The 14,041-nt window shown below is 73.1% G+C and carries 11 protein-coding genes; 6 read left to right on the top strand and 5 right to left on the bottom strand.

Going from position 1 to position 14,041, the window contains the following annotated elements; genetic code table 11:
• The first annotated feature begins 114 nt into the window (after window positions 1-114).
• Window positions 115-1,572 carry an ornithine decarboxylase gene (locus tag ABZ836_RS12115; protein WP_361141540.1) on the top strand — a complete coding sequence of 486 codons (1,458 nt, stop codon included), beginning with the start codon at window positions 115-117 and terminating at the stop codon, window positions 1,570-1,572.
• A gap of 35 nt (window positions 1,573-1,607) precedes the next feature.
• Here the strand turns inward: ABZ836_RS12115 and ABZ836_RS12110 are convergent, their stop codons facing one another.
• The 5 genes from ABZ836_RS12110 to ABZ836_RS12090 form a co-directional block, all read right to left on the bottom strand.
• Window positions 1,608-2,243 (bottom strand): LUD domain-containing protein, encoded by a 636-nt coding sequence (locus tag ABZ836_RS12110; RefSeq protein WP_356129571.1) that lies wholly within the window; start codon window positions 2,241-2,243, stop codon window positions 1,608-1,610.
• Window positions 2,240-3,931 carry a lactate utilization protein B gene (locus tag ABZ836_RS12105; protein ID WP_361141539.1) on the bottom strand — a complete coding sequence of 564 codons (1,692 nt, stop codon included), beginning with the start codon at window positions 3,929-3,931 and terminating at the stop codon, window positions 2,240-2,242. The genes ABZ836_RS12110 and ABZ836_RS12105 overlap by 4 nt, the downstream gene beginning before the upstream one ends.
• Window positions 3,928-4,701, bottom strand: a complete 774-nt coding sequence (locus tag ABZ836_RS12100; RefSeq protein ID WP_356129574.1) for a (Fe-S)-binding protein — start codon at window positions 4,699-4,701, stop codon at window positions 3,928-3,930. The genes ABZ836_RS12105 and ABZ836_RS12100 overlap by 4 nt, the downstream gene beginning before the upstream one ends.
• 84 nt (window positions 4,702-4,785) lie before the next feature.
• A complete protein-coding gene (locus ABZ836_RS12095) occupies window positions 4,786-5,514 on the bottom strand; it encodes a response regulator (protein WP_356129576.1) in 729 nt (242 codons plus the stop codon).
• A 64-nt stretch (window positions 5,515-5,578) separates the two neighbouring features.
• Window positions 5,579-8,116 carry an ATP-binding protein gene (locus ABZ836_RS12090; protein WP_361141536.1) on the bottom strand — a complete coding sequence of 846 codons (2,538 nt, stop codon included), beginning with the start codon at window positions 8,114-8,116 and terminating at the stop codon, window positions 5,579-5,581.
• A 488-nt stretch (window positions 8,117-8,604) separates the two neighbouring features.
• Between ABZ836_RS12090 and ABZ836_RS12085 the strand changes: the two genes are divergently transcribed.
• The 5 genes from ABZ836_RS12085 (at window position 8,605) to ABZ836_RS12065 (ending at window position 14,021) form a co-directional block, all read left to right on the top strand.
• Entirely contained in the window at window positions 8,605-9,183 is a 579-nt protein-coding gene (locus tag ABZ836_RS12085) for a DUF2087 domain-containing protein (protein WP_361141534.1), read from the top strand.
• A 156-nt stretch (window positions 9,184-9,339) separates the two neighbouring features.
• Window positions 9,340-9,834, top strand: a complete 495-nt coding sequence (locus ABZ836_RS12080) for a hypothetical protein (protein WP_356129582.1) — start codon at window positions 9,340-9,342, stop codon at window positions 9,832-9,834.
• A 22-nt stretch (window positions 9,835-9,856) separates the two neighbouring features.
• On the top strand, window positions 9,857-12,151 hold the full coding sequence (locus tag ABZ836_RS12075; protein ID WP_361141532.1) for a DUF6571 family protein: 2,295 nt from the start codon (window positions 9,857-9,859) through the stop codon (window positions 12,149-12,151).
• 56 nt (window positions 12,152-12,207) lie between these two features.
• Window positions 12,208-12,789, top strand: a complete 582-nt coding sequence (locus tag ABZ836_RS12070; protein ID WP_361141530.1) for a hypothetical protein — start codon at window positions 12,208-12,210, stop codon at window positions 12,787-12,789.
• Window positions 12,790-12,971: 182 nt separating this feature from the next.
• Window positions 12,972-14,021, top strand: coding sequence for an MBL fold metallo-hydrolase (locus ABZ836_RS12065; RefSeq protein WP_361141529.1), 1,050 nt, complete (start codon window positions 12,972-12,974; stop codon window positions 14,019-14,021).
• Window positions 14,022-14,041 lie beyond the last annotated feature (20 nt).

Here is a 14,041-nt window from a genome sequence, read left to right as displayed (position 1 = left end):
CGGCCCGCGTTTGCGGCCGGGGCGCGGGGCGACCCGTACACGGTGGCCCGACCCGCAGGCCGGACATGACGCAGGCCGGACGTGTAGCAGGCCGGACGTGAAGGAGGAGGACCCGTGGATCATTCACGCGTACCCGTGCTCGAGGCGCTGGAGGAGTTCCGTCGGCGGGGGGACGTCGTCTACGGGCCGCCGGGCCACCGTCAGGGCCGCGGCGCCGACCCCCGGGTCAAAAAGATCCTCGGCGAGGGCGTCTTCGCCTCCGACGTGCTCAACATGAACGGCCTCGACGACCGCCGCCTGTCCCAGGGCGTGCTCGCCGACGCCCAGGAGCTGATGGCCGACGCGGTCGGCGCGGACCGGACGTTCTTCTCCACCTGCGGCAGCTCCCTCTCGGTGAAGACCGGGATGCTCGCGGTGGCGGGTCCCGGGGAGAAGCTGCTGATCTCCCGCAACTCCCACAAGTCGGTGATCGCCGCCGTGATCATCAACGGGGTGACCCCGATCTGGGTGCACCCCAAGTTCGACGCCGAGCGGCACCTGGCCCATCCGCCGGAGCCTGAGGACGTGCGCCGCAGGCTGGAGGAGCACCCGGACGCCAAGGGCATGCTGCTGATCACGCCCACCGACTGGGGGTCCTGCGCGGACGTCCGGGGCGTGGCCGACGTCTGCCACGAGTTCGGCGTCCCGCTGATCGTCGACGAGGCGTGGGGCGCGCACCTGCCCTTCCACCCCGAGCTGCCGACCTGGGGCATGGACGCCGGGGCCGACCTGGTGGTCACCAGCGTGCACAAGATGGGCGGCGCGATCGAGCAGAGTTCGGTCTTCCACCTCAAGGGCGACCGGATCTCCCCGGAGGTGCTCGCGCAGCGCGAGGACCTGCTGGGCACCACCAGTTCCTCCTCGCTGGTCTACGCGACGCTGGACGGCTGGCGGCGGCAGATGGTGGAGCAGGGCCGGGACCTGCTGGGGACCGCGCTGGCGCGGGCCCGGCGGATCCGGGAGGCGGTCGACGCCATGCCCGGGCTGTCGGTGATGGGCCAGGAGATCGTCCACGAGCGCCTGGCCCACGAGCACGACCCGCTGAAGCTGACCGTCGACGTCCGCGGACTCGGCATCACCGGCATGCAGGCCGCGGAGTGGCTGCGCGCCACCTGCCACGTCGACGTCGGGTCCGCCGACACGCTCCGGATCTGCCCGCAGATCACCCACGGCGACGACGACCGTACCGAGGCCCTGCTGGTGGAGTCGCTGGGGCGGCTCGTCAAGGACGCCGAGAGCATCGAGCGGCCGCCGCGGGTGCTGCTGCCCCCGGCGGGCGGGCTGGAACTGGAGCAGGCCGTCCGGCCGCGTGACGCCTTCTTCGGCAACGTCGACCACGTCCCCGCCGACCGGGCCGCCGGGCGGGTGGCCGCGGAGACGATCACGCCGTACCCGCCGGGCGTGCCGGCCGTGGTCCCCGGCGAGGTGATCACCCAGGAGGTCGTGGACTACCTCCGCAGCGGCGTGGCGGCGGGGATGCTGCTGCCCGACGCGGCCGACGGGAAGCTGGAGACCTTCCGCGTGGTCGCCTAGCGAGTCGCCCGGCGACATGCTCCGCGGCGGTCCGCTCAGACGTCGGTGCGGACGATCACCTCGAGGATGCGGGGGCCGTGCACGCCCTCGACCCGTTCCAGCTCGATGTCGGAGGTGGCCGACGGCCCGCTGATCAGCGTCGTCGGCCGCTCCGGCACCAGCCGGGCGACCGCCTCGGGCACGCCGACGACGACCGAGGACAGGTCCACCACGCACACGTGCAGGTCGGGCACGAGGGACAGGGCGCGACGGCCCTGGTCCGGGGAGCCGTCGAGGAAGACGGTGCCGGTGTCCGCACAGGTCACGGCCGAGGCGGTGACCACGCCGTCGAGGTCGCCGAGGTGGGGCGCGGGGATGTCGGCGCGGTCCCGCAGGACCTCCCCGTCGTGGGCGGTGAGCCAGGACGGGTCGAGCCCGGCGGGCACGCCGATCCGGCGGGCGCCGCGCTCCCGCAGCGCCTCCGCGACCGTTCGGGCGGTGTGTTCGGCGGTGCAGACCCGTACCCGGGCCTTGTAGTCGACGAGGCGGTCGGTGAGGAGGGCGAGCCGCTCCTCGTCGGGGAGGGTGCGGCCGGTGCGGTAGGCGCGCTCCACCGTCACCTCGCGCGGACCCGCCAGGGCGCGGGCGTCCCGGATCCGGCCGAGCACCGTGTCGCGCGCGGTCGCTGTCACCGTGTCTCCTCGTCGTCGGCGGCGGCGCGATCGGCGTGATCCGCGTCGTCGTGGGCCGGGCGGGCGGGGGCCGTGCGGGCGTCGGCCGGGCGGGCGTCGGACCGGGGTCCGCCCTCGGGGGCGGCGGCCTCGTGGGGGTCGCCGCCGCGGGTGCGGCGGCCCTCCTCGGCGGCCGCGCGCAGGGTCGCGGCGCCCTCCTCGGAGGCCATCCAGTCGCGGAAGGTCCGCCGGGGCGGGGCGGGCAGGTCGCGGCTGTCGCTCCAGCCGTCGAACGGCGGGGGCAGGCGGGAGATCACCCCGTCCCGCCCGGCGGCCAGCCGGGCCGGCGCGGTCGCCTTCTGCGCGGCCGTGAAGAGCCTCGGGTGCCTCATGACGGCGGCCGCGGCCTTCATCGCCAGCTTCTCCGCCGTGGCGCCCGCCCGCTCGGTGTGCTGGTGCCGCAGCTCGACCAGGAGCGAGGGGATGTCGATCTTCACCGGGCAGGCGTCGAAGCAGGCGCCGCAGAGGGTCGACGCGTACGGCAGCGAGCTGTTGGGGTCCTTCCGGGCGGCGTCCATGCCGGCGAGCTGCGGGGTGAGCACCGCCCCGATCGGGCCCGGATAGGTGGAGCCGTAGGAGTGGCCCCCGGTGCGCTCGTACACCGGGCAGACGTTGAGGCAGGCGGAGCAGCGGATGCAGTGGAGCGCCTCGCGGCCGATCCGGTCGGCCAGCGCGGCGGTCCGGCCGTTGTCGAGGAGGACCAGGTGGAACTCCTCGGGCCCGTCGCCGGGGGTCACGCCCGTCCACAGCGAGGTGTACGGGTTCATCCGCTCCCCGGTGGACGACCGGGGCAGCAGCTGGAGGAAGACCTCCAGGTCCCGGTAGCGGGGCAGCACCTTCTCGATGCCCATCACGGTGATCAGCGTGCGGGGCAGGGTCAGGCACATCCGGCCGTTGCCCTCGGACTCGACGACGGAGAGGGTGCCGGTCTCGGCGATGCCGAAGTTGGCGCCGGAGACGGCCACCGGCACGGTCAGGAACTTCTCCCGCAGGTAGGCGCGCGCGGCGGCCGCCAGGTGCGCGGGCACCGCGTCCAGTGCGGGGTCGACGCCGGGGAGACGGGCGCGGAAGATGTCCCGGATCTCCTCGCGGTTGCGGTGGATGGCCGGTACCAGGATGTGCGAGGGCCGGTCGCCGGCGAGCTGGACGATCAGTTCGGCCAGGTCCGTCTCGTGGGCGGCGACCCCCTGGCTCTCCAGGTGCTCGTTGAGGCCGATCTCCTGGGTGGCCATCGACTTGACCTTGATGACCTCGTCGCTGCCGGTCGCCCGGACCAGCCGGGTGACGATCTCGTTGGCCTCGACGCCGTCGCGCGCCCAGTGCACGGTGCCGCCGCGTTCGGTGACCTTGCGTTCCAGCTCCTCCAACAGCTCCGGGAGCCGGTTCATGGTGTCGGCCTTGATCGCCGCCCCGGCGTCGCGGAGCGCCTCCCAGTCGGGGAGTTCACCGGTCACCGCCAGCCGCTTGCCGCGGATGGTGCGGGTGGCCCTGGCGAGGTTGCGGCGCAACTGCTCGTCGCGGAGCCCGTCGTGCGCGGCCTCGGGGAACGGGCGGTCGCCGCGGAGGTTGCCGGTGCCGCGGGGCGGGACGGCGGGCATGCCGAGGAAGGCGCCGGCGGGCCGGTCCGGGCGGGTGGGGCCGCTGCTCATCGGGCGGCCTCCGGTCGCGGGAGCGGGCAGGGGGAGGTGCGGGTGGAGGCGAGGATCTGCGCCAGGTGCAGGGTGCGGGTGCCGGCCCCGGCCCGGGAGAGGCCGCCGCCGATGTGCATCAGGCAGGAGGAGTCGCCCGCCGTGCAGACGTCGGCGCCGGTGGCGCGGACGTGGTCGGTCTTGTCCCGCAGCATCGCCGCGGAGGTCCCGGCGTTCTTCAGCGCGAAGGTGCCGCCGAAGCCGCAGCAGGCGTCCGCCTCGGGCAGTTCGACGAGGTCGATGCCCTCCACCGCCCGCAGCAGCCGCAGCGGCCTGTCCCCCACCCGGAGCATCCGCAGCGAGTGGCAGGTGGGGTGGTAGGTGACGCGGTGCGGGAAGTGGGCGCCGACGTCGGTGACGCCCAGCACGTCGACCAGCAGTTCGGACAGCTCGTAGGTCTTCGCCCCGACGGCGGCGACCCGGCCGCGCAGGGCCGCGTCGCCGTGGCGTCCGGCGACGAGCGCGTGCTGGTGGCGGACCGAGCCGGCGCAGGAGCCGGAGGGCATGACCACGGCGTCCAGCGAGGGGTCGCCGAACTGCTCGGCGAAGTTCCGCACCAGGGGCGCGGCCTCGCGCTGGTAGCCGGTGTTGACGTGCATCTGGCCGCAGCAGGTCTGCCCCGGCGGGAAGACCACCTCGTGGCCCAGTCGGGTGAGCAGCACGGCGGTGGCCCGCACCGCGTCGGGGAACAGGGTGTCGCCCAGACAGGTGGCGAAGAGTCCGATCCGCATGGAACCTCCCGTCGTACGGTCCGGCCCCCACGAGATCGGATACCGGGCCGGGCCCGCAACCCCCCGTGCCGCGACCGCGGCCGTTCAGAGCTCGAACCGGTAGCCCATCCCCGGCTCGGTGATGAAGTGCCGGGGGTGGGACGGGTCGTCCTCCAGTTTCCGGCGGAGCTGCGCCATGTACACCCGCAGGTAGTTGGTCTCCTTGGTGTACGTGGGGCCCCAGACCTCTTGGAGGAGCTGCTTCTGGCTCACCAGGCGGCCCGGGTTGCTGATCAGGATCTCGAGCAGGTGCCACTCCGTCGGGGTGAGACGCACGTCGTGGCCGTCCCGGCTGACCTTCTTGGCGATCAGGTCGACGGTGAAGCCGCCGGTCCCGACGACGCCCTCGCCGCCGGAGTCGGGCGCTCCGACCGGTTCGGCGCGGCGGACCGCCGCCCGGACCCGCGCCATCAGCTCGTCCATGCCGAACGGCTTGGTCACGTAGTCGTCGGCGCCGGCGTCCAGGGCCGCCACCTTCTCGTCGCTGCTGTGCCGTGCCGACAGCACGATCACCGGCACCCGGGTCCAGCCGCGCAGCCCGCGCAGCACCTCGACGCCGTCCATGTCGGGCAGGCCCAGGTCGAGCAGGACCACGTCCGGGTGCCGCTCGACGGCCAGCCGCAGCGCCTGCCCGCCGTCGGCGGCCACGTCCACCGCGTAGTGCCGTGCCTTGAGGTTGATGACCAGGGCCCGCGCCATCTGCGGTTCGTCGTCCACCACCAGAACCCGGGTGGGCCCCGCCCGGTGGGTCCCCTCCCCCGTGCTGCGCGGCATGAGGGTTCGCCTCTCTCCGTGTCGCTCCTGCGTCGCCGGTGCCACCCACCGGCCCTCCGGGAGACTACGCGCGCCGTGCCGCGACCGCTTCCCCGGCCACCCCTCTGCGGGTGGCCGGCAGGGTGAGGACCATGGTGAGCCCGCCGCCGGGGGTGTCCTCGGCGGTCAGCGCCCCGCGCATCGCCTCGGCGAAGCCGCGCGCCACCGCGAGCCCCAGGCCGACCCCGACGCCGCGCGGGGCGTCCCCGAGCCGCTGGAAGGGCTCGAACATGCGCTCCTTGGTCTCCTCGGGCACGCCCGGCCCCCGGTCCACCACCCGCAGTTCCACCCGGTCCCCGAGCGCGCTGGCCGACACCCGCACGGGGGCGGGCGCCGGGCTGTACTTCACCGCGTTCTCGACCACGTTGGCGAGGACCCGCTCCAGCAGGCCCGGGTCCGCGGCCACCATCGGCAGGGACTCCGGCACGTCCAGCGCCACCCGCCCCGCCTGGTCCTGCGGCACCCCGCCCAGCGCCCTGGGCACCACCTCGTCCAGGTCGACCTCCCGGATCAGCGGGGTGACGGTGCCGGTGTGCAGCCGGGACATGTCCAGCAGGTTCCCGACCAGCTGGTCCAGCCGGTCGGCGCCGTCCTCGATGGCGGCCAGCAGCTCCGCCCGGTCCTCCGGCGACCACTCCACGTCCTCCGAGCGCAGCGAGGACACCGACGCCTTGATCCCGGCGAGCGGGGTGCGCAGGTCGTGGCTGACCGCGGCGAGCAGCGCGGTGCGGATCCGGTTGCCCTCGGCCAGCTCCCTGGCCCGTTCCGCCTCGCGGCGCAGCCGCTGGTGCTCCAGCGCCACGGCGGCCTGCGCGCCGAACGCCGCCAGGACCCGGCGGTCCTCGGCGGGCAGCACCCGGCCGGACAGCGCGAGCACCATGCGGTCGCCGACGGGCACCTCCACGTCGGCGTCCTCGGGCCGGGCCGCGGCGGGCCCCGGGCCGACGCTGCCGGCGCAGGTCCAGCGGGCGTCCGTGTCCTCGCGCTCCAGCAGGGCGGCCGATTCCAGGGAGAAGGTCTCCCGGACCCGTTCCAGCAGCGCCTGCAGCCCGGACCCGCCGCGCAGGAGGCTGCCGGCGAGGTAGGAGAGGATCTCCGCCTCGGCCCGCAGCCGGACCGCCTGCTGGGCGCGGCGGGCGGCCAGGTCGACGGCGGAGGCGACCGAGACGGCGACCGACACGAACACCGCGAGGGCGAGCACGTTGCGGGGCTCGGAGATGCTGAGCGTGCCCTCGGGCGGGGTGAAGTACCAGTTGAGCAGCAGGGTGCCGACGGCCGCGGAGGCGAGGGAGGGCAGCAGCCCGCCGAGCAGCGCGGCGGCGACGGTCAGCGCGAGGAAGAGCAGCATCTCGTTGGCCAGGCCGATGCGGCCGCCCATGCCGAGCAGCAGGAGGGTGAGCAGCGCGGGACCGGCCACGCCTGCCACCCAGCCGGCCGTCGTCCGGGACCGGCCGAGCCGGCTGCCGCGGGCGATCGGCAGGCCGCGGCCCTTGCCGGCCTCGGCGTGGGTGACCAGGTGGACGTCGATGTCCGGCCCGGAGTCCCGTGCGACGGTGGCGCTGACGCCGGGGCCGAGGACGTGGTGCCAGGCCTTGCGCCGGGAGACGCCGAGCACGATCTGGGTGGCGTTCACGCCGCGGGCGAACTCCAGGAGGGCGGTGGGCACGTCCTCGCCGACGACGTGGTGGAAGGTGCCGCCGAGTTCCTCGACCAGGGTGCGCTGGAGCGCCAGCTCCCGGGGCGGCGCGGGCGGCAGGCCGCCGTCGCGGCGGGCGACGTGCAGGGCGAGGACCTCGCCGCCGGCGCCCTTCTCCGCGAGCCGGGCGGCCCGCCGTATCAGCGTGCGGCCCTCCGGTCCCCCGGTCAGCCCCACCACGATGCGTTCGCGGGAGCCCCAGACGGCGGAGACGCGGTGCTCGCTGCGGTACCGGGTCAGGTACTCGTCGACCCGGTCGGCCACCCACAGCAGCGCCAGCTCCCGCAGCGCGGTGAGGTTGCCGAGGCGGAAGTAGTGGGAGACCTGCGCGTCGATCCGGTCCGGGGGATACACGTTGCCGTGGGCGAGGCGGCGGCGCAGCGCGGGCGGCGACATGTCGACCAGCTCGATCTGGTCGGCGCGGCGGACCATCTCGTCCGGCACGGTCTCCGGCTCCCGCACGCCGGTGATCGACTTCACCAGGTCGCCCAGGGACTCCAGGTGCTGGATGTTGACGGTGGTGATCACCTCGATCCCGGCGTCGAGGAGTTCCACGACGTCCTGCCAGCGCTTGGCGTTGCGTCCGCCGGGGGCGTTGGTGTGCGCCAGGTCGTCCACCAGGGCGACCGCGGGCCTCCGCCGCAGCACGGCGGGCACGTCGGCCTCCCCGTCGGGCCGCCGGGGAACCGTCTCCAGCCCGTCGAGCCGCCGCTCGGTGCGGGGGCGGTCGCGGTGGTCCACGACGGCGACCACGCAGTCCGTGCCGCGTTCCACCCGGCGGTGGGCCTCCTCCAGCATCGCGCAGGTCTTGCCGACGCCGGGGGCGGCGCCGAGGTAGATGCGGAGCTTCCCTCGGGCGGGGGTCATCGCGACCGGTTCCTCTGTCTCTCGCTGGGTGGCGTGTGTCCGTCCAGTGTGGAGGCGGAGGAACGGGTGGGGAGGTGGGGGGGGTGAGGGGTGGGGGGGTGAGGGGTGAGGGGTGGGGGCCCCGGTCACCGGGAGTGCCTCGCGGCAGCCGTGGCTCGGCCCCGGGGGCGCGGGGGCGGACCGCGGAGGCTGCCGACGGGCGGGAGGCCGGGCCCACGGACCGGGGGGCCGGGCCTGGCGCCACGGACGGGAGGCCCGGAACCGCGAGGGCGGGACCGAGCCGCGGAGCGACGCACGCGGCGCGGGTGCCCACGGAAATTGGGAAGCGCCCGGAGTCACCGACGGGCCATCATCGGACCCGTCGACCACCCGGACCGCCCGGACACCCCGGACCGCCCGAACACCCTGGGCAGCCTGGACCGCCCGGGCCGCCCGGACCGCCCGGACCGCCCGACGGCCCGTCCGCCCCTCGCCAGGAAGGCCCCCACATGCTCCCGGAACCCACCGACGCCCCGGACCTGACCCGTCTCCTCGCCGACGTCACCCGCGCCCGGATCTTCGCCGCCGTGACCCTCGGCGCGCGCACCGCGGCCGACGCCGCCGAGCGGGCGGGGGTGCGGCCGAAGGACGCCCTGCAGGCCGTGCAGCGCCTGGTGGACGGAGGAGCGCTGGTGCAGGACGACGCGGGACTGGCCGTCGCCCACGCCCGCCTCCGTGAGGCCGCCCGCCGCCCCGCGGCGCCCTCCGTGGACCACGGCACCGGGAATCCGGCCACCGAGGCCCTGCTGGAGAACTTCGTCCGCGACGGCCGCCTGGTCCGCCTCCCGGCCCGCTGGGACCGCAAGCGGCAGGTGCTGCGCCACGTCGCGGAGCGCACCTTCGAGCCCGGCGTCGAGTACCCGGAACGGACCGTCGACGACCGCCTCGCCGCCTGGTGCGTCGAGGACGCCCCCGTCGACCATGTGACCCTCCGCCGCTACCTCGTCGACCTCGGCCACCTCGACCGCCGCGACGGCGTCTACCGCCGCACGGTGGCCACCCCCACCGCCGACACCCTGGCGAGCTGACCGGCCCGCACACTTCCGGCCACGGGGCGGAGTCGTCCTGCGACACTCCGCCCCTTTTGTGCGGGTGCGGTGAGACAGCCTCCTCTCCACCGGTCGGGCGGAACCTGCCTGCTTGATAGGTTGCTGACCCGTTTCGCCCCCGGGGGAGGCACACGCATGGCATGGGACGAATGGGAACAGCTCAAGACGGAAGCCGCTCGGCGCCCGAGCGGCGACGGACGGATGCGCGTCAACCAGTACCCGGCCGAATCCGGGCCGGGACACGTGGGCGACCTCAACGTCGACCAGCAGGACCTGGCCAGGATCGGCGACCACGCCCAGACGGTCTTCGACCACCTGTGGGACCAGGCCCGGCTGGACAACACCAGCGTCGAGAAGGCGGCCCGCGACCTGAGCACGCAGGGCTTCGCCGTCGGCTCCGGGCTCGCGCACGTGGCGAAGCGCTGGCGCACCCAGCTCGACAGCGTGCTGGACGCCTGCGCACACATCGCCAACCACATGCAGGTGACCCGCAGGATCCACGCCGGTGACGAGGCGTACGTGCAGCGGGAGCTGACCAGCATCCAGACGCTCGAGCAGCACTTCGACGAGCGCAGCGGGCCGCCCGGGAAACCGAACCCGCTCCACGGTGAAGAGAAGAAGGACAAGTGAATACGGCAGGGAGGGACGGGTCGTGAACTTCGACGCCTTGCAGAGCGCCAACTTCAAGCTGCTCGACGATGCCGTGGAGGACTGGTCACTGATCGCCCGGAACCTGGAGAAGCTGTCCCGGGATGCCGAGAAGGGCCTGCACGCAGCCGCGACCAAGGCCAACTGGGCGGGCGAGAACAAGCAGGTCACCAAGGCGTTCGTCGGAAAGACCGCCGGCGAGATCGCCGACGCGCACGCCCAGGCCAAGTCGATCCACGGAGTGCTCAGCGACCTGGCCGGTGAGCTGAAGGGCTTCCGGGCGAAGCTGCGGGAAGCCGTCGGCCGAGGACTGGACAACAACCTGACGGTTCGCCCGTCCGGTGATCACGGCTTCGTCGTCGTCGCGAACGTCCCGGCAGGTGGCCCCGGCACCGGGATCGAGGTGCCCGACGAGTCCCAGGTCAAGGCCCTGCGCGACGAGATCCAGGGAATCCTCACCGACGCCACCGCGCGTGACGAGTCCGCGAGCGAGGTCCTCAAGGCTCTGGCGGACCAGTCGAAGTACGGATTCGGCGAGGCGAGCCACAAGGACCGGGACTCGCCTGCCGCGGCCCTCCGGCAGGCGGAGGATCTGGCGGCTCTCGCCGAGCAGCGGCCCGGCGACCTCTCCCCCGCCGAGTTCGACCGCCTCAACGCCGGACTGCGGAAGTACGCGAACGACCCGCTCTTCGCCGAGCGGTTCGCCACCACGCTCGGCCCGCGGAAGACCCTCGAGTTCTGGACCGGCATCCACGACGGCCACATGGGCGAAGCCCTCCTGGACGCCCGCAAGGACAAGCTCGGCGAACTCCAGCGCAACCTGAGCATGACGCTGGCGGAGGCGACGCAGAGCGACTCGGCCGGCATGGCCGCGTGGAAGAACCGCATGATCGACCTGGGCGATCAGCGCGTCAACGGCGTCCTCGGCTTCCAGGTCATGAGCAACCTGATGCGGGCCGGCGACTTCGACGACCGCTTCCTCAAGGACTACGGCACGGCGCTGATGGCCACCGAGCGGGAACGCAGCCAGAACGGCAAGGACTCCAGGAACGCCTGGTCGGACATCTTCGGGCCGTCGTCCCTCAACCACCTGGAGGCGGACGACGGCAAGGACCCGCTCACGGGCTACCTCAAGGCGCTGTCCAACAGTCCGGACGCCGCGACGGACTTCTTCAACCAGCAGTTCGTGTCCAAGGAGAACTCCCCCTTCGAACGGGACACCGACGACAACGGCTTCAACGGCAAGGTCGCGCTCACCAACTTCGACTACCTCTTCGAGGAGCGCCACTGGGACAAGGCGACCAACTCCGAGGGCGACAAGGTCGACCCCGGCCGGAACAACCTGGCTCTCGCCCTGGAGGCCGCCACCACCGGCCATCCGGCGGGTGAACTCCCGGGGCCGGACACTCCCGCGCACAACGATGGCCAGGTGAAGCTCTTCGAGAGGATCGTCGCGTCGGTGTCCGACGACTCGGAACGGCTGACCAAGCACGGGTTCATGTCCGACAGCCTGGGTCAGATCACCAGTGAGTACATGCCGGACATCCAACGCGCCTTCCATCCTTCCACCGAAAGGACGACCTCCCTCTTCCCTGTCGCCGGTTCAGCAGCCCAACTGCACGACACCGATGCCACCAGATTCCTCTACGCACTCGGGCGGAACCCGGAAGGGTACACGGCGGTGAATCTCGCGCAGCACAGCTACACCACACAACTCATGCACTACCACTTCGAGAATCCCGACGCCTACTTCACCGACAAGGACGCCACCGAGCACGAACGCCTGAAACAGACGGCCACGAATATCGGCAGAACGTCAGGCACGGTCGAGGCGATCATCGGCGCAGGCAGGGCGTACGAGAGTGAGACCGAAGGCGGGAAGAAGGACGCCGAATACAACTCGGCCATCCAAGCGGCCGGTGACTGGGGTGGGACCGCGGTCGGGATCGGTGTCGGACTCGCCGTCTCGCCGACAGCGGGTCCCGGCGCCGTGGTGGCGGCGGAGTTGGCCGGCGCCGCGGCCGACCAGATTATCGGCGGCATCACCGAGGGGGCGTTGAAGGACAGTTCCGGTGAAGTCGTCTACAAGAACGCGCAGGACATGGAGAGCGCACGAGACTCCACCCGCACAGTCGTCGAGCACGCTGCCCGGAGTGCGGGTGACAACACCAGAAGCTACTCGTCGATGATTGTGGACGCCGCTGCCGGGGGAGCCAACGACGGTTTCACCCTCGGCGCCAGACATGTGCGCGAAGCCATCGACGGCCAGGGGATTCCCCGGCAACTGGAACAGGGGTGACGGACATGAGTCTACGTCGATCCAGGTATGTGGCGGCGCTGGCTGCCGTCGCATCGGTGACCGCGCTGGCCGGCGGCGCGTACGTGCTCGGCATCCCACCGTTCACGAAGGTGGGCACGATCGAGGAGAGTTCCGTCTGTGCGTCGCTCGGCCCCTCCGCGCATGCCGTGGAAGCGCTCAGAAGCATCCTGCCGGAACAGGGCTCCTACCGGTTCGACGACGAGACGATCCCCCGCCGAAGCAAGCAGGACGACGCCTTCGCGGCGTACTGCTTCGTCGACGGTGACGAATCGCAACTGCTGAGCGTGCGGGCGTTGTTCCAGCCGGACGCGCCACCCGACATGTGGGAGGAGGATGTCGCGTTGGGGGACCCCTCGCATTCCCTGACCCGGTTCGACGCCGGCATCCGGGCCGTCGCATCCCATTCGATGGCGGCCATCTTCGTGCCCTGCGAGCCTCGTGGTGTGCTTCCCGGCGGCCAGCACAACCTCAGTGTCCTGGTCCATCTGAAGCAGACAGGGGAGACGTCCACCGGGCAGAGGCGGGCCGGCCTCATCACCCTGGCCAGGAGTGCCGCGGCGTCCGCCCATGAACGAGCCGACTGCACCATGCCGTTCGATGTCGGGGGACAGAAGTAACGCCGTGGGGCCGGACGCGGGCAGGCAGTACAACCTCGGGGTCATCGTCCACATCGAGGGGCCGGGGGCCGGCGAGTAGCGGACCAGGAAGGCGTGAGGGACCGGTGCGGTGGGGATGAGTTCCGGCCAACGGGCGGGCGGCGCGCTGGTGGAAGTGGCCCGGGTCTGCATAATCGCGTGGCATGACGATCACGCGCGGAGCGCCCCTCACGGAGATCGGACCGGGGCTGCACGCCCTGCTGCATCCGCGGCGCGGCTGGGGCCTGGCCAACTGCGGCCTGCTGGTGTCGGGGTCCACCGCGCTGTGGATCGACAGCCCCTACGACCGGGGCCACGCCGAGGCGTTCCTGGGCGCCAGCCGTGCGCTGCTGCCGGCCGGGGCCGAGGTGGAGAGGGTGGTCGTCACCCACGCCAACGGCGACCACCTGTGGGGCGCCTGCGTGCTGCCGGACGCGGAGGTCGTCGCCACCGAGGCGGCCCGCGAGCACCTGGGCGGGGAGCCCACCCCCGGTCAGCTGCGGGCGCTGGCCGCGTCGGCGCACCCGGGCACGCCGTGGGGCTCCTACGTGCGGCACCACTTCGGCGGCTTCGACTGGTCGGCCACCGAGGTGCCGGCGGTGTCCAGGACGTTCACCGGCGAACTGGAGCTGCAGGTGGGCGAGTTCCCGGTCCTGCTTGGTTCGCTGCCGCCCGGGCACACGGTCGGGGACCTGTACGCGCACCTGCCGGAGCAGGGCGTGGTCTTCACCGGGGACGCGGTGTTCGGGAGCACCGCCGCGCAGCCCGGTGACCATCCGTCGCACTGGGCGGGGCCGTTGAGCAACCTGATCGCCGCGTGCGAGCGGTTTCTGGCCACCGGGGCGCGGACCTTCGTGCCCGGTCACGGCCCGGTGCTGGACGCCGCCGGGCTCAAGGAGCACATCGGATACCTGGAGTACGTCGCCGAGCGCGCCCACGCGTTCCACGGGGCGGGCGTGCCGGCCGCGGAGGCGGCACGCCGGGTGATCGCGGAGGGGAACTACCCCGAACTCGGCCTGCCGGAGCGGCTGGTGATCACCATCGGCAGCGAGTACCGGGCGCTGGACGGCGACGGCCTCCCGGACATGCTGCCGGTGATGCGGCAGGTGGCCCAGCTCGCCTGGGACCTCCGCGGCGACCCCTCGGACCCCTCGGACCCCTGGGGCCCTTCGGGTCCCCGGGCCCCCTCGGACGACTCCCGCACCACCGGCTGACACCTGCCGACGTCGGCCGA

Source organism: Streptomyces sp. NPDC047130 (assembly GCF_040643475.1).
Classification (GTDB): domain Bacteria; phylum Actinomycetota; class Actinomycetes; order Streptomycetales; family Streptomycetaceae; genus Streptomyces.
Note: the sequence above shows the minus strand (reverse complement) of the source record. Positions and strands in the feature narration are given on the sequence as shown.

Excerpts from the sequence above, each read along its gene's own strand:
- ABZ836_RS12105 (WP_361141539.1), bottom strand. The coding sequence starts at position 3,931 with ATGAGCAGCGGCCCCACCCGCCCGGACCGGCCCGCCGGCGCCTTCCTC.
- ABZ836_RS12100 (WP_356129574.1), bottom strand. The coding sequence starts at position 4,701 with ATGCGGATCGGACTCTTCGCCACCTGTCTGGGCGACACCCTGTTCCCC.
- ABZ836_RS12095 (WP_356129576.1), bottom strand. The coding sequence starts at position 5,514 with ATGCCGCGCAGCACGGGGGAGGGGACCCACCGGGCGGGGCCCACCCGG.
- ABZ836_RS12090 (WP_361141536.1), bottom strand. The coding sequence starts at position 8,116 with ATGACCCCCGCCCGAGGGAAGCTCCGCATCTACCTCGGCGCCGCCCCC.
- ABZ836_RS12085 (WP_361141534.1), top strand. The coding sequence starts at position 8,605 with ATGCTCCCGGAACCCACCGACGCCCCGGACCTGACCCGTCTCCTCGCC.
- ABZ836_RS12080 (WP_356129582.1), top strand. The coding sequence starts at position 9,340 with ATGGCATGGGACGAATGGGAACAGCTCAAGACGGAAGCCGCTCGGCGC.
- ABZ836_RS12065 (WP_361141529.1), top strand. The coding sequence starts at position 12,972 with ATGACGATCACGCGCGGAGCGCCCCTCACGGAGATCGGACCGGGGCTG.